The following is a 21,416-nucleotide window of genomic DNA, read 5'->3' as shown; positions in this document are numbered from 1 at the left end:
TCTAAATGGATATCGGGATGATTCGTGGCCTGGGCACCGTCGTCGTGATGGTGGCCTTCGTCGGTCTGGCGTTGTGGGTATTCAGTCCCAAGCGCAAGTCGGAGTTCGAAGACGCGACCTTGCTGCCTTTTGCGGATGATCCCGAAGCCATCAAGCACGTCGAGCAAGCTTCTAGGAGTAACAAAGAATGACTACATTCTGGAGTCTGTATGTCACAGTCCTCAGTCTCGGTACGATCTTTTCCCTGACCTGGCTGCTGCTGTCGACCCGCAAGGGCCAGCGCACCGAGGCGACCGAAGAGACGGTTGGCCACTCCTTCGACGGGATCGAGGAGTACGACAACCCCCTGCCGAAATGGTGGTTCATGCTGTTCGTGGGCACCATCATCTTCGCCCTGGGCTACCTGGTGCTGTACCCGGGCCTGGGCAACTGGAAAGGCCTGCTGCCGGGTTACAACTACCTGGATAACGAGAAGCAGACCGCGTTTGCCAACGGCCAGACCGGCTGGACCGGCGTTCACGAGTGGGAAAAGGAAATGGCCCGCTCGGACGCCAAGTTCGGTCCGATCTTCGCCAAGTTCGCTTCCATGCCGATCGAAGAGGTGGCCAAGGATCCACAGGCCCTGAAAATGGGCGGCCGCCTGTTCGCCTCCAACTGCTCGGTCTGCCACGGTTCCGACGCCAAGGGTGCCTATGGCTTCCCTAACCTGACCGACGCCGACTGGCGCTGGGGCGGCGAAGCGGAAACCATCAAGACCACCATCATGGGCGGCCGTCACGCGGTGATGCCGGCGTGGGCTGAAGTGATCGGCGAGCAAGGCGTTGCGGACGTTGCCGCTTTCGTCCTGACCAACCTCGATGGCCGCAAGCTGCCGGAAAACACCAAGGCCGACCCGGTTGCCGGGCAGAAACTGTTCGCGGCCAACTGCGTGGCGTGCCACGGTCCGGAAGGTAAAGGCACCCCGGCGATGGGCGCACCCGACCTGACCCACCCGGCCGCGTTCATCTACGGTTCGAGCTTCGCACAACTGCAGCAGACCATCCGTTACGGCCGTCAGGGCCAGATGCCTGCGCAAGAGCAGATGCAGGGCAACGACAAGGTTCACCTGCTGGCCGCTTACGTCTACAGCCTGTCGCATGGCGAGAAGGCTCCGGCGACGGACGCCCAGTAAGGCAAACGCTTGATACAACAAAAAACGGCCCCGCCAATGTGAATTGGCGGGGCCGTTTCTATTGTGGCTTACGCTAGTCTATAGATGCCCGCGACTCATTCTGGCCAATGGGCAACGTCGACCCAAGCGTATTCAATGCCTGCATGAACCTGGGAGAGACTCATGCACGCCCGACAGCTTATGGAAGGCGACCGCCGCCCAAGGAGTCCAGGCCACCCGTTCCGCGCTTGTTGTCAGCAGCAATCCCCCTGGGGCGGGCTTTATCGATAGAAGACTCAATCGTGTGAGTCGTGGTACTGGACGTCGTCTGAGGAGCTGGAGCCGTGCAACCGGTCACAGGTTTCGGCTCCGGGGTGACTTGTGGCTCGGCAGCCGGGATTTGCGCAGCGGTGGGTTCATCTTCATGATGGGTCATGGTTACTTTTCCTTAAGTAAATTATTGAATGTTCAAGCTGCGACCTGGTTACTGTCGCCGATCCAAAGTACGCATTTCATATTGACGATGCCATCCAGCATTGTTCTCAAACTATTACCCGGACCATAAGCCCTGAAATCGTCCAGGGTGGATAAAGGGCAAAAGCGAATTGTCTATAGTCAAGTGACCTGCATCATGTTTTGTTACATTCGCTACACCATTGTTGATTTTTCCCCAACGCGACCAAAGGTCGCACCCTTGAGCTAGAGCGACAGGCGTATCATTGGGCCACTGCGACACCTCTTTTTGACCGCGGTCGGCACGTACTGACCGAGGCATTTTTCCACTGCCGTGGGATGCAATGATGAGCAACCAGATTCCGGTACACGACGTCACTCCACCCGCCAAGAACGCGAACAACAGCGTCGACCTCTACGCCTCCAGGGAAAAAATCTACACCCGTGCCTTTACCGGCATTTTCCGCAACCTGCGAATGGCAGGCGGTGCCGCGCTGTTCCTGTTGTATTTCGGTACGGTGTGGCTCAACTGGGGCGGGCACCAGGCCGTCTGGTGGAACCTGCCTGAGCGCAAGTTCTTCATCTTCGGTGCCACCTTCTGGCCCCAGGATTTCATCCTGCTGTCCGGCATGCTGATCATCGCCGCCTTCGGCCTGTTCTTCATCACGGTGTACGCCGGCCGGGTCTGGTGCGGCTACACCTGCCCGCAGAGCGTGTGGACCTGGATTTTCATGTGGTGTGAAAAGGTCACCGAAGGCGACCGCAACCAGCGCATCAAACTCGACAAGGCGCCGATGAGCGCCAACAAGTTCCTGCGCAAATTCAGCAAGCACGCCATGTGGCTGCTGATCGGTTTCGTGACCGGCATGACTTTCGTTGGCTACTTCTCGCCGATTCGCGAACTGGTGATTCAGTTCTTCACCGGCGAGGCGGATGGCTGGTCGTATTTCTGGGTCGGTTTCTTCACCCTCGCCACCTACGGCAACGCCGGCTGGCTGCGCGAGCAGGTGTGCATCTACATGTGCCCGTACGCACGCTTCCAGAGCGTGATGTTCGACAAGGACACGCTGATCGTCTCCTACGACCCGCGCCGTGGCGAAAGCCGTGGCCCGCGCAAGAAAGGCATCGACTACAAGGCCCAGGGCCTGGGCGATTGCATCGATTGCACCATGTGTGTCCAGGTCTGTCCGACCGGGATCGACATCCGCGACGGCCTGCAGATCGAGTGCATTGGCTGCGCGGCGTGCATCGATGCCTGCGACGCGATCATGGACAAGATGGAGTACCCGCGCGGCCTGATCAGCTACACCACCGAGCACAACCTGTCCGGGCAGAAAACCCATAAGCTGCGCCCGCGCCTGATTGGCTATGCCGTGGTGCTGATGGCGATGATCGGCGTGCTGGTGACTGCATTCTTCATGCGTTCACTGGTCGGTTTCGACGTCAGCAAGGATCGCGTGCTGTACCGTGAGAATGCCGAAGGCCGGATCGAGAACGTCTACAGCCTGAAGATCATGAACAAGGACCAGCGCGACCACAGCTATGTGCTCGAGGCCACCGGCCTGCCGGACCTCAAGCTGCAAGGCCGGCGTGAGATCAAGGTGGCGGCCGGCGACATCATCAGCCAGCCGGTCGAACTGTCGGTGGCCCCGGAACAATTGCCGTCGAGCACCAACGAGGTGAAATTCATCCTCAAGGACGCCGATGACGCCAGCATCCACGTTGAAGCCAAGAGCCGATTCATCGGCCCACAAAATCGTTGAGAGAAGTGATCATGCCCGCAGCAACTGCCGCAAGTCCCTGGTACAAGCACCTTTGGCCGTGGATCATCATCGGGATCCTGGCCTGCTCGGTGACCCTGACCTTGTCCATGGTGACCATCGCGGTGAAGAACCCGGACAACCTGGTCAACGACAATTACTACGAGGCTGGCAAAGGCATCAACCGTTCGCTCGACCGTGAACTGCTGGCGCAGACCCTGCTGATGCGCGCCAGCATTCACCTGGATGACGTGACCGGTGAAGTCGACCTGCGCCTGAGCGGCAACAGCCAACCGGCGACGCTTGAACTTAACCTGATCTCGCCGACGCAACCGGAAAAGGATCGCAAGATCACACTCACCCGCAGCGATACCGAACAGGGCCGCTATATCGGCCAGTTGAGCGACAAGATCGAAGGCCGCCGCTTCATCGAATTGCTCGGCAGCCAGGATGACCACATCTGGCGCATGTTCGAGGAAGAACTGGTCAACCACGACAAAGAGCTGCTGCTGGGTGACGAGCCGCTGCAAGGCGCGGAAGACCTGAAGAAATAGAAGCTGCGCTTCGCGCTTCAATGTAGGAGCTGCCGCAGGCTGCGATCTTTTGATCTTGCTTGTTAAGATCAAAAGATCGCAGCCTCGCTTCACTCGTCAGCTCCTACAGGGATAGCGCCCTCCCCGGACAATTTTGAATGACCACCCCAACCCCCTGCTACCACTGCGCCCTGCCCGTCCCGGCGGGCAGCCGCTTCACCGCCGCCGTGCTCGGGGAGTCCCGCGAATTCTGCTGCCCGGGCTGCCAGGCCGTGGCCGAGGCCATTGTCGCCGGCGGGTTGGAGAGCTATTACCAGCATCGCAGCGAAGCCTCGGCCAACCCCGAAGCACTGCCGGTGCAATTGGTCGATGAACTGGCGCTGTACGACCGCGCCGATGTGCAACAGCCCTTCGTTCGCCACGAAGGCGAACTGGCCGAAACCACCCTGCTGATCGAAGGCATCAGTTGCGCCGCCTGCGGCTGGCTGATCGAGAAACACCTGCGCACCTTGCCGGCCGTTGCCGAAGCACGCCTGAACCTGTCCAACCATCGCCTGCACGTGCGCTGGGCCGACGCGCAATTGCCGCTGAGCCGGGTGCTCGCCGAGCTGCGCCACATCGGCTACGCCGCTCACCCCTACCAGGCCGACCGCGCCAGCGAACAACTGGCCAGCGAAAACCGCCTGGCCCTGCGCCAGCTCGGCGTGGCCGGGTTGCTGTGGTTCCAGGCGATGATGGCGACCATGGCCACCTGGCCGGAATTCAACATCGACCTCAGCCCCGAGCTGCACACCATCCTGCGCTGGGTCGCGCTGTTCCTGACCACGCCGATCGTGTTCTACAGCTGTGCGCCATTCTTCAAGGGCGCCATGCGCGACCTGCGCACCCGGCACCTGACCATGGACGTTTCGGTGTCGCTGGCCATTGGCAGCGCCTACATCGCCGGGATCTGGACCTCGATCACCGGGGTCGGCGAGCTGTATTTCGATGCCGTCGGCATGTTTGCGCTGTTTCTGCTGGCCGGGCGCTACCTGGAACGGCGCGCCCGGGAACGCACCGCCGCCGCGACCGCGCAACTGGTCAATCTATTGCCCGCTTCATGCCTGCGCCTGGGTGGCGACGGCCAGAGCGAGCGCATCCTGCTCAGCGAACTGCGGGTCGGCGATCAGGTGCTGGTGCATCCGGGGGCGATCCTGCCGGCCGACGGCAAGATCCTCGACGGCAAGTCAAGCATCGACGAGTCGCTGCTGACTGGCGAATACCTACCGCAGCCACGCACCCCGGGTGACGCCGTCACCGCCGGTACACTGAATGTGGAAGGCCCGTTGACCGTCGAAGTCCTGGCCCTGGGTCAGGACACCCGCCTCTCGGCCATCGTGCGCCTGCTCGACCGCGCCCAGGCGGAAAAACCGCGCCTGGCGGAAATTGCCGATCGCGCCGCGCAATGGTTCCTGCTGCTGTCGTTGATCGCCGCCGCCGCCATTGGCCTGCTGTGGTGGGAGCTGGACTCTTCGCGGGCCTTCTGGATCGTGCTGGCGATGCTGGTCGCGACCTGCCCCTGCGCCCTGTCCCTGGCCACGCCGACCGCCCTCACCGCTGCCACCGGCACCTTGCACAAGCTGGGTTTGTTGTTGACCCGCGGCCATGTGCTGGAAGGATTGAACCAGATCGACACGGTGATTTTCGACAAGACCGGCACCCTCACCGAAGGTCGCCTGGCGCTGCGCTCGATCCGCCCCCTCGGCACCCTCGACAGCGACCAGTGCCTGAGTCTCGCCGCGGCTCTGGAGAACCGTTCCGAACACCCGATTGCCCGCGCTTTTGGTCGCGCGCCGCTGGCCGCCGAGGACGTTCACAGCATGCCGGGGCTTGGCCTCGAAGGGCAGGTCGGCGCGCAACGCTTGCGCATCGGCCAGCCCGGTTTTGTCTGCGCACTCAGTGGCGCGGCTGTGCCAACGATTCCGGACGAAGCCGGCCAATGGTTGCTGCTCGGCGATAGCCAAGGGCCGCTGGCGTGGCTGGTGCTCGACGACCGTCTGCGCGCCGATGCCCCTGCCCTGCTCGCCGCCTGCAAGGCACGCGGCTGGCGCACCCTGTTGCTGTCCGGCGACAGCTCGCCGATGGTCGCCAGTGTCGCGGCCGAGCTGGGTATCGACGAGGCCCGTGGGGGCCTGCGCCCGCACGATAAACTGCAGGTCCTGCAACAACTGCACAAGGAAGGCCGCAAGGTGCTGATGCTCGGTGACGGGGTCAACGATGTTCCCGTCTTGGCCGCCGCCGATATCAGCGTGGCCATGGGCTCGGCTACGGACCTGGCGAAAACCAGCGCCGACGCCGTGCTCCTGTCCAACCGCCTCGATGCCCTGGTGCAAGCCTTCAGCCTGGCACGGCGCACCCGTCGGGTGATCATCGAGAACTTGCTGTGGGCGGGGCTGTACAATGGCCTCATGTTGCCGTTCGCCGCCCTCGGCTGGATCACGCCTGTGTGGGCCGCGGTCGGCATGTCGATCAGTTCGTTGACCGTGGTGCTCAACGCCCTGCGCCTGACTCGCCTGCCGAGCGCGCCGACTGCCCGCACCACGCCAGCAACCCGCCCGCTGCCGGCCTGAGCCGCGCGGGCATGGAGTCCAGATGCCAGCTCTCTACGTGATGATTCCCGCCGCGCTGTTGATCGTGGCCATCGCCGTCTACATCTTCTTCTGGGCGGTCGACAGCGGTCAGTACGACGACCTCGACGGCCCGGCCCACAGCATCCTGTTCGACGACCAGGACCCGAACCACACCGCGGCGGTCGACGAGGCCAGCGGCCACCCGCCCAAACCCGACGACAAGGCGCCGCCCCATGCTTGAATTGGCGCCGCTGCTGGTATCGGCGCTCATCCTCGGCCTGCTCGGTGGCGGGCATTGCCTGGGCATGTGCGGCGGCTTGATGGGCGCATTGACGCTGGCTATCCCCAAGGAGCAACGCAGCCGCCGCTTTCGCCTGCTGCTGGCCTACAACCTGGGGCGCATCCTCAGCTACGCCGCCGCCGGCCTGTTGATCGGCCTGGCCGGCTGGGCGGTGGCCAACAGTCCCGCGGCGATGTTCATGCGTGTGCTCGCCGGCCTGCTGCTGATCGCCATGGGCCTGTACCTGGCCGGCTGGTGGAGCGGGCTGACGCGCATCGAAAGCCTCGGTCGCGGCCTGTGGCGGCATATCCAGCCGGTGGCCAACCGACTGCTGCCGGTGTCGAGCCTGCCCCGCGCGCTGCTGTTGGGCACGCTCTGGGGCTGGCTGCCGTGTGGCCTGGTCTACAGCACCTTGCTGTGGTCGGCCAGCCAGGGCAATGCGCTGGAAAGTGCGCTGTTGATGTTGGCGTTCGGGCTGGGGACCTGGCCGGTGTTGCTTGCCACCGGGTTGGCGGCAGAGCGAGTCACGGCGTTGTTGCGTAAACGCAGCGTGCGCATGGCGGGCGGGTTGTTGGTGATGTTGTTCGGGATCTGGACCTTGCCGGGGCCGCATCAGCATTGGCTCATGGGGCATTAAAAGCATAAGATCGCAGCCTGCGGCAGCTCCTACATGGGATGGCATTACACCTGTAGGAGCTGCCGAAGGCTGCGATCTTTTGATCTTGATCCTCCTTGATGCAAATCAAGATGCCCCACCCCGCCCTCGCATAAAGTGGCTAACACTGCCAGCCTATCCGGGGGAATGCCCGCATGATGCTCGACGCCATTCGTTGGGACACCGATCTGATCCGCCGTTACGACCTGGCGGGACCGCGCTACACCTCCTACCCGACCGCCGTGCAATTCCACAGCCAGATCAGCCCGTTCGACCTGCTGCATGCCCTGCGCGACAGCCGCAAGGCCGCGCGCCCGTTGTCGCTGTACGTGCACGTGCCGTTCTGCGCGAACATCTGCTACTACTGCGCCTGCAATAAGGTCATCACCAAGGATCGCGGCCGCGCGCTGCCCTATCTGCAGCGCCTGGAACAGGAGATCCAGTTGATCGCCTGCCACCTCGACCCGACACAAAAAGTCGAGCAGTTGCACTTTGGCGGTGGCACACCGACCTTCCTCAGCCACGACGAGTTGCGCCAGTTGATGGCCCACCTGCGCAAACACTTCAATCTGCTGGACGATGATTCCGGCGACTACGGCATCGAAATCGACCCCCGCGAAGCCGACTGGTCGACCATGGGCCTGTTGCGCGAACTGGGTTTCAATCGGGTCAGCATTGGCCTGCAAGACCTTGACCCGGCCGTGCAACGCGCGGTCAACCGCCTGCAGAGCCTGGAGGAAACCCGCGCGGTGATCGACGCCGCCCGCACCCTGCAGTTTCGCTCGATCAACATCGACCTGATCTACGGACTGCCCAAACAGACCCCGGAAAACTTCGCCCGCACCGTCGACGAAGTCATCAGCCTGCAACCGGACCGACTCTCGGTGTTCAACTACGCACACCTGCCGGAACGCTTCATGCCGCAACGGCGCATCAACAGCAACGAGTTGCCGACACCCGCGCAAAAACTGCAAATGCTTCAGGGCACCATCGAGCAACTGACCGCCGCCGGCTACCGCTACATCGGCATGGACCACTTCGCGCTGCCCGACGATGAACTGGCGATTGCCCAGGAGGAAGGGACCCTGCAACGCAACTTCCAGGGCTACACCACCCACGGCCATTGCGATTTGATTGGCCTGGGCGTGTCGGCGATCAGTCAGATCGGCGACCTGTACTGCCAGAACAGCAGCGACCTGAACCAATACCAGAACGCCCTGGCCTCGTCACAACTGGCCACCAGCCGTGGCCTGTTGTGCAACGCCGATGACCGACTGCGCCGCGCCGTAATTCAGCAGCTGATCTGCAATTTCAGCCTGGAATTCGCCCACATCGAACAGGCCTTCAACATCGATTTTCAAGGCTATTTCGCCGAGCTTTGGCCGCGATTGCAGTGTATGACCATGGATGGCCTGATCGAGCTCGATAGCGAACGCATCACGGTGTTGCCGGCAGGTCGCTTGATGGTGCGCTCGGTGTGCATGGTGTTCGATGCCTACCTTGCGCAACACAGTCACCAAAGGTTTTCCCGGGTGATCTAGATCCCTGCGACAAATCCGCCGCGTGCTGGCCTCAATGTCCTACAGTGGGTTACCCTTACAGCTTATGTGTGTTTTCCCACAAGGATTGAAGAAATGTCCGAGCCAGTAAAATTGCGCGCTCACACCCAGGCACATTGCAAGGATTGCAGTCTGGCCCCGCTGTGTTTGCCACTTTCTCTGAATCTGGAAGATATGGATGCGCTGGACGAAATCGTCAAACGGGGACGCCCGCTGAAAAAGGGCGAGTTTCTGTTCCGCCAGGGCGACCGGTTCGACTCGGTCTACGCCGTGCGCTCCGGCGCCCTGAAGACCTTCAACCTGAGCGATGGCGGCGAAGAACAGCTCACCGGCTTCCACTTGCCGAGCGAACTGGTCGGGTTATCGGGCATGGACACCGAAAAGCATCCGGTGTCGGCACAGGCGCTGGAAACCACCTCGGTGTGTGAAATCCCCTTCGAACGTCTCGACGAACTGGCCCTGCAACTGCCGCAGTTGCGTCGTCAGCTGATGCGCGTGATGAGCCGCGAGATTCGCGACGATCAGCAGATGATGCTGTTGTTGTCGAAAAAGACCGCCGACGAGCGCATCGCCACCTTCCTGGTCAACCTGTCGGCGCGCTTCCGCGCCCGGGGTTTCTCGGCCAATCAGTTCCGCCTGAGCATGTCGCGCAATGAAATCGGCAACTACCTGGGCCTGGCGGTGGAGACCGTGTCGCGGGTGTTTACGCGCTTCCAGCAGAACGAACTGATCGCCGCCGAAGGCAAGGAAATCCGCATCCTTGACCCGATCCAGCTGTGCGCCCTGGCCGGTGGCTCCCTCGAAGGCTGATTCGGCCGATCGCGGCTGAGCGAAACGGTTCAGCCGCCGTTATACTGTGTCGTTTGCAGCCTGCCAGGACATCTTCGATGGTCTTCGACTCCTTCGACATCAAATCCCTCATCCGCCCCGTGATCGACTTTCCCAAGCCCGGCGTGATCTTTCGCGACATCACCCCGCTCTTCCAGTCGCCCACGGCCCTGCGCCTGGTGATGGACAGTTTCGCCCACCGCTATGTCGAGGCGGATTTCACTCATATCGGCGCCATGGACGCCCGGGGTTTCCTGATCGGTTCGGTGCTGGCCTATCAGCTGAACAAGCCGCTGGTGCTGTTTCGCAAGCAAGGCAAGTTGCCAGCCGACGTCCTGGCCGAAGGCTATGCGACGGAGTACGGCGAAGCGTTTCTTGAAGTGCACGCCGACAGCCTGTGCGAAGGCGATTCGGTGGTGATGTTCGACGACCTGATCGCCACCGGCGGCACCCTGATTGCAGCGGCGAACCTGGTTCGGCGCATGGGTGCGCGGGTTCATGAAGCGGCGGCGATCATTGATTTGCCGGAGCTGGGCGGGTCGCAGCGCCTGGAAGACATGGGGATTCCTACTTTCTGCCTGACGCAGTTTGCTCTTACCGATAAGTAAGCGGCGACTGTACTGACGCTATCGCCGGCAGGCCAGCTCCCACAGGGTTCTGTGTCATGCGCAGGATTTGCGTACGGCGTAGATCCTTGTGGGAGCTGGCCTGCCGGCGATGACGTGAGTCGCTACACAGCAAGCCTCAGAGTCCCATCTGCTTGCTGATGATCTCGTTCATCACTTCCCGCGTCCCCCCGCCAATCGAAAGAATCCGGTTATCCCGGTACAACCGCTCCACCAGGCTCTCGCGCATGTAACCCAGGCCACCGAGGATCTGCACGGCATCGTGGGTGATCCGGTCTGCAGTGTCCGTGGCAAAATTCTTGGCCATGGAGATTTCCTTGATCACGCTCTTGCCTGCGGACATTTTCGCCGCCTGGCGGTAGGTGAATTCCCTTGAGACTTCGAGTGCCGTGGCCATCTCCGCCAGACGATGCTTGATCACCTGGAACTTGCCGATCGGCTTGCCAAAGGCTTCACGCTCGCGCGCCCACTTGAGGCTCTCCTCAAGGGCCAGCTGCGCAGTCATGTTGGCCATCAAGGCCAGCGCCAGGCGTTCGTTCTGGAAATTGCCCATGATGCAGGCAAAACCCATGTTCTCACTGCCGATCAGATTGCCTACGGGCACCTGGCAATCATCGAAGAACAGCTCGGCTGTGTCCGACGCCCACCAGCCCATTTTCTTCAATGGCCGTCCGACGGTGAAACCCGGTGTGCCCTTCTCGATCAACAACAGGCTGATGCCGGAAAAACCCGGCTCGCCGGTGCGCACCGCGACGGTGTAGAAATCCGCGCGCACACCGCTGGTGATGAAGGTTTTACTGCCGCTGACCCGGTAGAACTCGCCCTCACGCACGGCGCGGGTTTGCAGGTTGGCGACGTCGGAACCGCCGCCGGGTTCGGTGACGGCCAGGGCGCTGATTTTCTCGCCGGACAACACCTGGGGCACAACCCGGTCACGGACTTGCGGCCTGGCCCACTTGAGAATCGGCGGCAAGCCGATGTCCAGCGACCCCAGCCCCGCCACCAGGCCTCCGGAGCCACAGCGCATCAGTTCTTCGCTGGCGGCGATCTTGGCAAACACATCGCCCTCGTGGGTGCCACCCAGGCTCTGTGGATAACCGATGCCGAGAATGCCCGCGGCGCCGGCTTTCAGGTAAAGCTCTCGGGGAAAGCTTTCGGCTTCTTCCCACCGGTCGATGTCCGGCAGGATCTCGCGCTCGACGAAACGTCTTACGCTGTCGCGGACCATTTGGTGGCTGGGGTCGAAGTATTCCTCGAAGGCAGGCATCGGCGAACTCCACTGAAGGGGTTCAGCGAAGTTAACCGAGCGCTTGCTTGGTTTTCAACAGGATTGTGTGAATCCGCGAGACTGAGGCGCCTGCATCGCCAGCAAGCCGGCTCCTACAGGGGTTCTGTATGCACCGCTAATACCATGTGGGAGCGGGCTTGCTCGCGAAGGCGTCAGTAAAAACACCACACAACTTAGAGGGAAATCGGCTTACGCCCCGCAAACGAATGCGCCAGCGTCCCGCCATCCACCAACTCCAGCTCGCCTCCCAACGGCACGCCATGGGCGATGCGCGACGCGATCAGCCCTTTGCTGCTGAGCAACTGGGCGATGTAGTGCGCGGTGGCTTCACCTTCCACCGTCGGGTTGGTGGCGAGGATGACTTCAGTGAACGTGCCTGCCTCCTCGATCCGCGCCATCAACTGCGGAATGCCGATCGCCTCCGGGCCAAGCCCGTCAAGCGGCGACAGGTGGCCCTTGAGCACGAAGTAGCGGCCACGGAAACCGGTCTGCTCCACGGCGTAGACGTCCATCGGCCCTTCCACCACGCAGAGCAAGGTGTCGTCGCGCCGGGTATCGGCGCATTGCGGGCAGAGGTCGTCTTCGGTCAGGGTGCGGCACAGACGACAGTGACCGACCCCGTCCATGGCCTGGCTCAGGGCCAGTGCCAGGCGCGAGCCACCACTGCGATCACGCTCGAGCAACTGCAACGCCATGCGCTGGGCGGTTTTCTGACCCACACCTGGCAAAACTCGCAGGGCGTCGATCAGTTGGCGAATCAAAGGGCTGAAGCTCATGGGGAAAAGTCCGACGAAAACAACGAGACGCGGTTTATACCCGCGCCTCCGTTGAGCGTCAATTATTGCGCTGGCGCCACCCGTACCACCAGCTTGCCGAAGTTGCGGCCTTCGAGCAGGCCGATGAACGCATCAGGCGCATTCTCCAGGCCATCGACCACGTCTTCGCGGAACTTCACCTTGCCATCGCGCACCCACGACGCCATCGCGCTGATGAATTCCGGCTGGCGATCACCGTAATCGTCGAACACGATGAAGCCCTGGATCCGTACGCGCTTGGTCAGCAACGTGCGCTGCAACAGTGGCAGGCGATCCGGGCCGCTCGGTGCTTCGCTGGCGTTGTAGGACGCAATCAGGCCACAGAGCGGAATCCGCGCCTTGGGGTTGAGCAACGGCACCACAGCGTCGAACACCTTGCCACCGACGTTCTCGTAATAGATATCGATGCCCTTGGGGCACGCCTGCGCCAGCTCGTCGACGAAGCCCGGGCTCTTGTGGTCGACGCAGGCATCGAAGCCCAGCTCCTCGACCACATAGCGGCATTTTTCCGCCCCACCGGCCACGCCGACCACGCGCAGGCCCTTGATCTTCGCCACTTGCCCAACCACCGAACCGACTGCGCCGGATGCCGCCGCGACCACCAGGGTCTCGCCTTCCTTTGGCTGGCCGATGTCCATCAAGCCCATGTAGGCGGTCATGCCCGGCATGCCGAGTACACCCAGGGCCATGGACGGGCTGGGCAGCCCCGAGGGTACCGGAATGATACTGCGACCGTCGTTGATGCTGTGGCTCTGCCACCCCGTGGCGCCCACCACCAGATCCCCTTCATGGAACTTGGGATGGCGCGAACGCTCGACCCGGCTGACCGCACCGCCGGTCATCACGTCGCCGATTTCCACCGGCGCGGCGTAGGACGGCGCATCACTCATGCGCCCACGCATGTAGGGATCCAGCGACAGATAAAGGGTCTTGAGCAGCACCTGACCCTCTTCCAGATCGGGGAGTGCGACACGCTCCATGCGGAAGTTTTCCGGTGTTGGCGCGCCGACCGGGCGTGAAGCCAGGACGATTCGTTGGTTGAGGGTCATGGGGTCGGACATGGCAGCGTCTCCTTTGATCGATGAAGTTCGGTGATATAGGGAGCAGACCTTTGTGGCGGTATGGCGTTCGATGTTTATTCAGTGAGACCGCGTTGCCCCCTTCGCGAGCAAGCCCGCTCCCACATTGATTTTGTGCACGCCGCAGATCTAATGTGGGAGCGGGCTTGCTCGCGAAGAGGGCCTGGCAGTCACAGCACCTCTACCTGCCAGAAACAAAAATGCCAGGCGCGATGCCTGGCATTTTTTGTAGCTCATCTGCCGCCTGAAGGCGAATCAGAATGGCAGTTTCATGCCCGGTGGCAGTTGCATGCCAGCGGTCATGCTGCCCATTTTGTCCTGGCTGTTGGCTTCGATCTTGCGCACGGCGTCGTTGACGGCCGCAGCGAACACCGCTTCCAGCATTTCCTTGTCATCTTCGCTCAGGCCTTCGACCAGGCTTGGGTCGATGGTCACGCGCTTGACGTCGTGACGACCGGTCATCACCACGGTGACCATGTCGCCACCGGCTTTACCGGTGACTTCGGCGTTGGCCAGCTCTTCCTGCATCTTGGCCATTTTTTCCTGCATCTGCTGTGCCTGCTTCATCAGGCCGGCCATGCCACCTTTCATCATGGGAATCACCTCAAAAGTACTTGGATTAAAACGGCGCCCGGCCCGCTCGGGCGAGCGCCTTCAGTTATTAGCCCTGACTGACCAGGGCCTCGACAGGTTCAATAGTATCGTTACGGATGACCGCACCGAACTGCTGCATCATTTGCTGGATGAACGGATCACCATGGATTGACTCCTCGGCCTCGCGCTGACGGTCGGCACGCCGACGGGACGCCGCCTGGGCCGGGGTTTCCTGCTCGGGCTTGATCAGCTCCATGGTCAGGGTCAGGGTGCGCCCGTGATACTGGTTCAACGCTTCGTTGAGGCGCCGCTGTTGCGTGGCGTTGAACAAGGCGCTGTGGGCCGGGTCCAGGTGCAGCAACCAATTGTCGCCATCGACGGCGATCAGCGTGCAGTTGGCGGCGATGCTGCCGGTCATGCCGGAGATCGGCAGGTTCGGGAACAGCTCCAGCCATTGCAAGGCCAGGCCGGTGGCAGGCGCCGCGGCGGGCTCCGGCTCGGGTTCTGCGGCCGGCTCGGCGGCGTGCTCGCTGGCCAACTCGTCGAGGTAGCTGTAGGCCGAGTCCATGTCTGGCTCGATGTAATCTTCGTCCAGCGGCGGCTCGTCATCCAGGTCCATGCCCGGCGTGGCGGCATCGACTTCGGCCACCGACGGTTCCGGAATGGGCGCGGCGGCCCACTCCGGCGCGTCTGGCACCACGCTGTCCGGCGTCGGCAGTGGCATCGGCGGCAACTCGGGCTGCTCGCTGGCGGTTTCCAGCACCGGCTCGACGGCCGGCTGCTGCACGACTGCAGGCTCGACTGGATCATTCCACGGCAGGTCGACCACTTCTTCGACCACGACCGCCTCGACCACCGGCTCAGGCACCGGCTCAGGCGCTACAACGGGAGCAACCGGCGCAGGTGCCGCAGCCACGGCTGCAACGGGTACAGCGGTTACAGGCGCAACGACCGGCGTGGCAGCCACTGATTTGGCGGAATCAACCGTGGCCTGGCTGATCCCCACTGTCTTTAGCGGTTGCCTCGGCGCGTCCGCAGTATCGGCGGGGCGGAACGCCAGCATGCGCAACAGCACCATTTCAAAGCCGCCACGGGGGTCTGGCGCCAGCGGCAGGTCGCGGCGGCCGATCAAGCCCATCTGGTAATAGAACTGCACGTCTTCGGCCGGCAAGGCCTGGGCCAGGGCCAGCACCCGGTCGCGGTCGCCGTGACCGTTGTCGACGCCTTCAGGCAAGGCCTGGGCAATGGCGACACGGTGCAGCACATTGAGGATTTCCGAGAGCACGCCGTTCCAGTCCGGGCCCTGTTCAGCCAGGTGGCGGACCGCTTCGAGCAAGGCCTTGGCGTCGCCTTCGATCAACGCATGCAGGACGTCATAGACCTGACCATGATCGAGGGTACCAAGCATCGCCCGCACGTCAGCGGCCATGACCTTGCCTTCACCGAAGGCGATCGCCTGGTCGGTGAGGCTCATGGCATCGCGCATCGAACCGTCGGCGGCGCGGCCGAGCAACCACAGCGCGTCGTCTTCGAACGGTACGTTCTCGACGCTCAGCACATGGCTCAAATGCTCGACGACCCGCTCCGGGGTCATGTTCTTCAGGGAGAACTGCAGGCAACGGGAAAGAATCGTTGCAGGAAGTTTCTGCGGGTCGGTGGTGGCCAGGATGAACTTGACGTAGGGCGGCGGCTCTTCGAGGGTTTTCAACAGCGCATTGAAGGAATGGCTGGAAAGCATGTGCACTTCGTCGATCAGGTAGACCTTGAAGCGCCCGCGGCTAGGGGCGTACTGCACGTTGTCGAGCAGCTCGCGGGTGTCCTCGACCTTGGTACGGCTGGCGGCGTCGATCTCGATCAGGTCGACGAAGCGCCCTTCATCGATCTCGCGGCACACCGAACACTCGCCACAAGGCGTTGAAGTGATACCTGTTTCACAGTTCAGGCATTTGGCGATGATCCGCGCAATGGTGGTCTTACCGACCCCGCGCGTACCGGTGAACAGGTACGCGTGGTGCAGCCGCTGGCTGTCCAAGGCATTGATCAGAGCCTTGAGCACATGGGTCTGGCCGACCATTTCGCGGAACGAGCGCGGACGCCATTTACGTGCAAGAACCTGATAACTCATCGAAAACCGTCGCAGCGAAGGAAGCAGAAGCGGCTAATGCTAGCGGAGCAAGGCACAAATTGCATCCGGTGCGCTCGTCTAATCTGGCTAAGCTGCTCTTTGGAAGGATTTATCGGAGCGTTTATGCGGCTGGGCTTGGGGGCACTGCTGTTGATCAGCCTGGACGGGGCGGCCGCTGACGCTCCGTTACGCTTCGTGATACCTGACAGTTGGGCCATGCCGATGGTGCAGCTGGAACGTGGGCGGCCGACCCAAGGCATCCTGTATGACGTGATGCTCAGCCTCGCCACCCAGGTCGGCGTACCGGCGCAGTTTCACGTATTGCCCCGCGGTCGGGTGCAGAGCGCCATGGAGCATGGCGAGGTGGACATTCGCTGCTACGCCGCGCAGTCCTGGACGCCGAACCAGTCCGGCGACTATATCTGGAGCATTCCGCTCTGGACGCAACCCGACTTGCTGATCAGCCAGTCCGGCGCTCCGACGTCAGTGAATCCGACTCACCTGGCCCATCAATCGATCGGCACGGTACTCGGTTACAGCTACCCGGCCCTGCAACCGCTGTTCGACGCCAACCGACTGCAGCGCGACGATGCACGCAACCAGGAACAAGTGCTGGAGAAGCTGCATGCCGGGCGCAACCGTTATGCGGTCAGCAACCAATGGACCCTGGACTGGTTCAACCAGCGATTGCTCCCCCAGCAGCAACTGCAAAGGGTGGCGCTGCTGCAGGAACAAAACGTCGGCTGCTATGTGCGCAATGATCCCAAGGTGCCGGTCCAGCGCATTCTGCGCACCCTGCTGCGGATGAAGATGTCTGGGGAGATCGATGACATCATTCGGCTCTACATTGGCGGCAAGGCTGAAGCCAGGCCGTGACCGGTTGCCTGCGCCACCCGCCATTGCGCTGGCGCGACAAAACCGGCGACCCAGCCCGGCACATCGACGGCCGGCATCGGCTGCGCAATGAAATCCCCCTGGGCCACTTCGCAGCCAAGATGCAACAGCAGCTCACCGTGCTCGATACTTTCCACCCCCTCGGCGACCACCTGGCGACCAAATGCCCGGGCCAGGCCGATCACGGCCGTGGTCAAGGCCAGGTCATCACCGTCGTGAACAATGTCGCGCACAAAGGACTTGTCGATCTTGATGGTCTGGGTGCGCAGGCGCTTGAGGTAACTCAGGGATGAGTAGCCGGTGCCGAAATCCCCCAGGGAAAACCGCACCCCCAGCGCCTGGCAGGCCTGCAGGCACGCACTGACATGCTGGATGTTCTCGACTGCGACCGACTCGACGATCTCCAGGTCAAGGCGCTGCGGCGCGACCCGATCGTGCCGCGACAACAGGTTTTGGAGCCGCTCGACGAAATCCGCCCGCTGAAAATGCCGCGCCGCAATATTGATGCTCACCGGCCAGTCATGCCCATCCTGTCGCCATCGATCCAACTGGGCCAACACCTGATCGATGACCCATTCACCGATATCGATGATCAGGTCTGTCTCTTCCACCTGGGGTAGAAATTCCCATGCGCGCACCAGGCCGTTTTGCGGATGCTCCCAGCGCAGCAATGCCTCGAAGCCGACGACCCGGCCACGGCGCATGTTGACCTTGGGCTGGAAATGCAGGCGCAGTTCGCCGTCCACCAGCGCCTGGCGTACCCGCTCGACCGTCTCGTGAGTGGCCTTGACCTCACGGTCGCGGGTAACGTCGAATATATGAAAGCGCTTCCGACCGCTCTGCTTGGCCACATACATGGCCTGGTCGGCATGCCGCAACAGGGTCCCGGCATCCTCGTTATCGTCAGGAAAGAGCGTGACGCCAATGCTGGCAAACACATGGATGTCCTTGCCATGCAGCGAATACGGTACCGATATGGCTCCCAGCACCCGGTTCAGCGCCGCCCGCAGTTGCGGCAGATCGTGAACGTACCGCAACACCAGGACGAACTCGTCACCTGCCAGCCGCGCGACTACATCCTCGCCACGCACAATATTGCGCAGGCGCTTGGCCACCTCCACCAGCAACAGATCGCCACTGGCATGTCCGTAGCCATCGTTGACCGCCTTGAAGCCATCGAGATCAAGCATGCACACCGCCAGCGCAATGTTCTCCTGCCGGGAGAACTCCAGCGCCTGATCGAGCAGATCCGAGAGAAATGCACGATTGGGCAGCCCGGTGAGCACGTCATGGCCGACCCGCCATTGCAGGGAATGCAGGAGTTGCCGTTTTTCACTGATGTCGAACCGAATCGACAGATACCTCTCGACCCGCCCGGTGGCGCTATCGATCACCGGCACCATGGTGCTGTCGACCCAATACAGGCTGCCATCCTTGGCGCGATTGCAGATCTCGCCCTTCCAGATCTGACCCAGGGCGATGGTGCGCCACATCTCGACGAAAAATTCAGTGGCGTGCATACCGGAATTGAGCATGCGATGGTTTTGACCAAGCAATTCTTCACGGCTATAGCCGGACACTGCGCAAAACTGGTCATTGACGTGGGTGATCCGGCCGCTCAGGTCGGTCTCGGAAAAAATCGCGGCGGCATCCACCGCCCTGCGGTACTTCTCATCCATGAGTCAGGCTCGCTGTCGCTGGCGGTGGAACCCGTTCAAGGCAGCAACACCGATGCTGGTAATATTGTGCAAGAGCTTCTCGCCGCCTTGCGTGAACGCGCACTGATGGCTTTTTCACATCGTTCCATAATCTGAAACAAGCTCATTCAATGTCGCATTAGCGCGGCAATTCTACGAAATACATCACATTTTGAAAAGCAAGGTGATGGATCATGCAGTTGTCTAATGCGAAAATCTATCGTTAAGTTCTTGATTCTAAATGGGAATTGAGCGATGCACATTTCAAGTTTGGGTCCAGCCATCCGGCGGTACCGCAAGGTCGCGGGGCTTACTCAGGCTGAACTAGGCGAAAAAACCGGTTTTGACCCCAAAACCATCAGCCGCTTCGAAACCGGCACCTATACCCCCAGCGTGGATGCACTGTTCATGTTTGCCAATGTGCTGGGGGTGAAGCTGAAAGCCTTTTTCGCCGACCTTGGCGATGAAGACGAACAGCGGGCGTATCTGTTCGATGTCATACATAAAGCCCCCCCAAAGGATCTGGGAAAGCTGATTGCAGCGGTTGACCAGGCCTTGTCCAAGCCTTAGAGCCAGAAAAGAACAAAGGAGACCGACGTGTCGCGCTCGACAGGTCGCCCTCCTTTTTCCATGTCGCAGGAAAATCACGGACGACAAAAAACCGCTATGGGCAGATGCCATGGCAGTACAGGAAAAATGGTTCGAGGCAGATAACGCGAGAGAGGGTCTCGCGGTTCGTTAAGGTGGTAACCCCACCAGCCACACCCCGGCACACAATGTCACCGCTGCGGCTGCTCCCTTCCAGGCCTGACCGGGTGGCATGCCAGCATGCTCGCTGATCGTTGCGGGCCTTATGGGGCAAGGGTTTCAGGCTTTTGAGGTTACTGGATATCTACCGTGCGAACTCGCTGCACGGGCAGTCAGAAAACGGGGTGTAGCCAGCACTGTCACACTTTGCTGTCACAATTTGGTGTCACACCCATGGCCTACCTAATCAAACGCGGGGCGCTCTACTACCTCAATCTCAAGCTGCCCAAGCACCTCTTCCCGAGGTGTCACACTTTACGTTTGAGCCTGAACATCCGACATCGGCAGAGTGCCCAGTTCCTCGCTGCATCACTGGCTCAGCGAGTTCACAACCACCTGTTTGAACACCCCCTAGCAGACCTTCAGACGCTCCGTGCATTGTGTTCGGAGTGGCGAGACGCTGCTCCAACGCAGCCAATTCAGACTGCTCTAAGAAAGGCACCAGTGGCTTCCGTGAAGCGGCACAGCGACGGCCCTACCCTCGCCACCTTATCCAAGCTCTATATAGAGGAAGGAAAACGTGGGGGTACGTGGCGAGAGGTCAGCACGCACGAAGTCGAACGTTCATTGCGAGATTTGTTCGAACTGATGGGCGACATGTCCGTTGATGCATTCGACGTACAGCAAGCCCGACTGTTGAAAGATCGTCTAAGTCGCTGTCCGCAGTACTTCGGACTACGCCCCGAGTACGAGGGTAAGACCCTGAGGCAGGTTGTTGAGTCTGGCGCTTCTTACAAAACCATCACTGCCGTTACCGTGAACAACCGTCTACGCAAACTCTCGGCCTTCCTGAACTGGTGCAAGTCGAACGGGTACATCACTGACAATCCGCTGCTGGGACTCAAAGTCATGACCGGGTCTGCCAAAGAGGCCCGGTTGTCATTTGATCGTGAGGATCTGACCACCCTGCTCAACCTGGAAGCACTGAGAGCAGAAGCCCGAAAGCATCCATGGCGTTACTGGCTGCCGCTCTTGGGTCGAGCTACTGGAGCACGGCTGGAAGAGCTCTGCCAACTGCGTGTGGATGACTTCATAGAACAACAGGGCATCCAGTGCATCCGCATCGATGACAGCCGCGAAAGTCAGAACCTGAAGAACGCCAGCAGCCGACGCATTCTCCCCTTGCACCCCGCTCTGCTCAACTTGGGTCTGATGCAGCATGTCGAAGTAGTCCGGATCACCGGAGCAGATCGCCTGTTCCCTGAACTGGAAGCCGTACGAGGGAAGCTTGGCCACGCACCGTCAAAGTGGTTCGGTCGGTATAAGACCAAGCAAGGCATCACCGATCCGAGAAAGACGTTTCACAGTTTTCGGCACACGCTCATCGACGATATGCGGGACGCAGGAGTACAAGACTCGCTGATCAAACGGATTGCAGGCCACGAGGACGGAGCGGTGACGTTCAGTATTTATGGTAGCCGCAGCCCACTGAAGGCAATGGCGGACGCCCTTCATCACATCTACATCCATGACCCAGCCTGACCTCAATACATCCAACAGCCGCAGCATGGACGGCGGATGCCTGTATATACATTTACGCATTTGCGTGCTTACGTGAGTGATCGATTACTTATCTATGCATCTGGGTACTTACCCATTTACCCATTCACTTGGTCACCCACTCAGGCGTTCAGGTATTTAGGTAGGTGCTCGAACAAGTATTC

The 21,416-nt window shown here is 61.2% G+C and carries 19 protein-coding genes; 13 read left to right on the top strand and 6 right to left on the bottom strand.

Annotated elements, in window-relative coordinates:
- The first annotated feature begins 5 nt into the window (after nt 1–5).
- The 10 genes from NPS56_RS29835 (at nt 6) to NPS56_RS29790 (ending at nt 10,435) form a co-directional block, all read left to right on the top strand.
- Nucleotides 6–191 (top strand): CcoQ/FixQ family Cbb3-type cytochrome c oxidase assembly chaperone, encoded by a 186-nt coding sequence (locus NPS56_RS29835; protein WP_032831505.1) that lies wholly within the window; start codon nt 6–8, stop codon nt 189–191.
- Nucleotides 188–1,171: a cytochrome-c oxidase, cbb3-type subunit III gene (ccoP, locus tag NPS56_RS29830; protein ID WP_274077973.1), complete on the top strand. Its 984-nt coding sequence runs from the start codon at nt 188–190 to the stop codon at nt 1,169–1,171. Before NPS56_RS29835 ends, ccoP begins: the two co-directional genes overlap by 4 nt.
- 779 nt (nt 1,172–1,950) lie before the next feature.
- Nucleotides 1,951–3,366, top strand: coding sequence for a cytochrome c oxidase accessory protein CcoG (ccoG, locus tag NPS56_RS29825; RefSeq protein ID WP_274077972.1), 1,416 nt, complete (start codon nt 1,951–1,953; stop codon nt 3,364–3,366).
- An 11-nt stretch (nt 3,367–3,377) separates the two neighbouring features.
- Nucleotides 3,378–3,917 carry a FixH family protein gene (locus tag NPS56_RS29820; protein WP_274077971.1) on the top strand — a complete coding sequence of 180 codons (540 nt, stop codon included), beginning with the start codon at nt 3,378–3,380 and terminating at the stop codon, nt 3,915–3,917.
- A gap of 137 nt (nt 3,918–4,054) precedes the next feature.
- Entirely contained in the window at nt 4,055–6,505 is a 2,451-nt protein-coding gene (locus NPS56_RS29815) for a heavy metal translocating P-type ATPase (protein WP_274077970.1), read from the top strand.
- 22 nt (nt 6,506–6,527) lie between these two features.
- Nucleotides 6,528–6,746, top strand: a complete 219-nt coding sequence (gene ccoS / locus NPS56_RS29810) for a cbb3-type cytochrome oxidase assembly protein CcoS (protein ID WP_008057874.1) — start codon at nt 6,528–6,530, stop codon at nt 6,744–6,746.
- Nucleotides 6,739–7,422, top strand: coding sequence for a sulfite exporter TauE/SafE family protein (locus tag NPS56_RS29805; RefSeq protein WP_274077969.1), 684 nt, complete (start codon nt 6,739–6,741; stop codon nt 7,420–7,422). The genes ccoS and NPS56_RS29805 overlap by 8 nt, the downstream gene beginning before the upstream one ends.
- Before the next feature lie 176 nt (nt 7,423–7,598).
- On the top strand, nt 7,599–8,981 hold the full coding sequence (gene hemN, locus NPS56_RS29800; protein ID WP_274077982.1) for an oxygen-independent coproporphyrinogen III oxidase: 1,383 nt from the start codon (nt 7,599–7,601) through the stop codon (nt 8,979–8,981).
- Between the two features lie 93 nt (nt 8,982–9,074).
- The gene (gene fnr, locus NPS56_RS29795; protein WP_274077968.1) at nt 9,075–9,809 is read left to right on the top strand and encodes a fumarate/nitrate reduction transcriptional regulator Fnr; all 735 of its coding nucleotides are present in this window, start codon (nt 9,075–9,077) and stop codon (nt 9,807–9,809) included.
- Nucleotides 9,810–9,886: 77 nt separating this feature from the next.
- Nucleotides 9,887–10,435 carry an adenine phosphoribosyltransferase gene (locus NPS56_RS29790; protein WP_046819458.1) on the top strand — a complete coding sequence of 183 codons (549 nt, stop codon included), beginning with the start codon at nt 9,887–9,889 and terminating at the stop codon, nt 10,433–10,435.
- Between the two features lie 136 nt (nt 10,436–10,571).
- Here NPS56_RS29790 and NPS56_RS29785 read toward each other — a convergent pair whose 3' ends face one another.
- From NPS56_RS29785 to dnaX, 5 genes are all read right to left on the bottom strand, one after another.
- On the bottom strand, nt 10,572–11,720 hold the full coding sequence (locus tag NPS56_RS29785) for an acyl-CoA dehydrogenase family protein (protein WP_274077967.1): 1,149 nt from the start codon (nt 11,718–11,720) through the stop codon (nt 10,572–10,574).
- A 194-nt stretch (nt 11,721–11,914) separates the two neighbouring features.
- Complete coding sequence (gene recR, locus NPS56_RS29780; protein WP_274077966.1) at nt 11,915–12,517, bottom strand: recombination mediator RecR; 603 nt, start codon at nt 12,515–12,517, stop codon at nt 11,915–11,917.
- A gap of 62 nt (nt 12,518–12,579) precedes the next feature.
- A complete protein-coding gene (locus tag NPS56_RS29775; protein WP_274077965.1) occupies nt 12,580–13,617 on the bottom strand; it encodes an NADP-dependent oxidoreductase in 1,038 nt (345 codons plus the stop codon).
- Nucleotides 13,618–13,890: 273 nt separating this feature from the next.
- Nucleotides 13,891–14,229 (bottom strand): YbaB/EbfC family nucleoid-associated protein, encoded by a 339-nt coding sequence (locus tag NPS56_RS29770; RefSeq protein ID WP_007933349.1) that lies wholly within the window; start codon nt 14,227–14,229, stop codon nt 13,891–13,893.
- A gap of 67 nt (nt 14,230–14,296) precedes the next feature.
- Nucleotides 14,297–16,354, bottom strand: coding sequence for a DNA polymerase III subunit gamma/tau (gene dnaX, locus NPS56_RS29765; RefSeq protein ID WP_274077964.1), 2,058 nt, complete (start codon nt 16,352–16,354; stop codon nt 14,297–14,299).
- A 123-nt stretch (nt 16,355–16,477) separates the two neighbouring features.
- Between dnaX and NPS56_RS29760 the strand changes: the two genes are divergently transcribed.
- Nucleotides 16,478–17,230, top strand: a complete 753-nt coding sequence (locus tag NPS56_RS29760; RefSeq protein WP_274077963.1) for a substrate-binding periplasmic protein — start codon at nt 16,478–16,480, stop codon at nt 17,228–17,230.
- Here NPS56_RS29760 and NPS56_RS29755 read toward each other — a convergent pair.
- Complete coding sequence (locus tag NPS56_RS29755; protein WP_274077962.1) at nt 17,197–18,927, bottom strand: putative bifunctional diguanylate cyclase/phosphodiesterase; 1,731 nt, start codon at nt 18,925–18,927, stop codon at nt 17,197–17,199. The genes NPS56_RS29760 and NPS56_RS29755 overlap by 34 nt on opposite strands.
- A gap of 273 nt (nt 18,928–19,200) precedes the next feature.
- Here NPS56_RS29755 and NPS56_RS29750 point away from each other — a divergent pair, with 273 nt between their 5' ends.
- Nucleotides 19,201–19,515: a helix-turn-helix domain-containing protein gene (locus tag NPS56_RS29750; protein ID WP_046819450.1), complete on the top strand. Its 315-nt coding sequence runs from the start codon at nt 19,201–19,203 to the stop codon at nt 19,513–19,515.
- A gap of 411 nt (nt 19,516–19,926) precedes the next feature.
- Nucleotides 19,927–21,234, top strand: coding sequence for a site-specific integrase (locus tag NPS56_RS29745; RefSeq protein WP_274077961.1), 1,308 nt, complete (start codon nt 19,927–19,929; stop codon nt 21,232–21,234).
- Nucleotides 21,235–21,416: the final 182 nt, after the last annotated feature.

Source organism: Pseudomonas putida (assembly GCF_028682635.1).
Lineage (GTDB): Bacteria > Pseudomonadota > Gammaproteobacteria > Pseudomonadales > Pseudomonadaceae > Aquipseudomonas > Aquipseudomonas putida_AE.
This window is presented reverse-complemented; position numbering and strand designations above follow the sequence as displayed.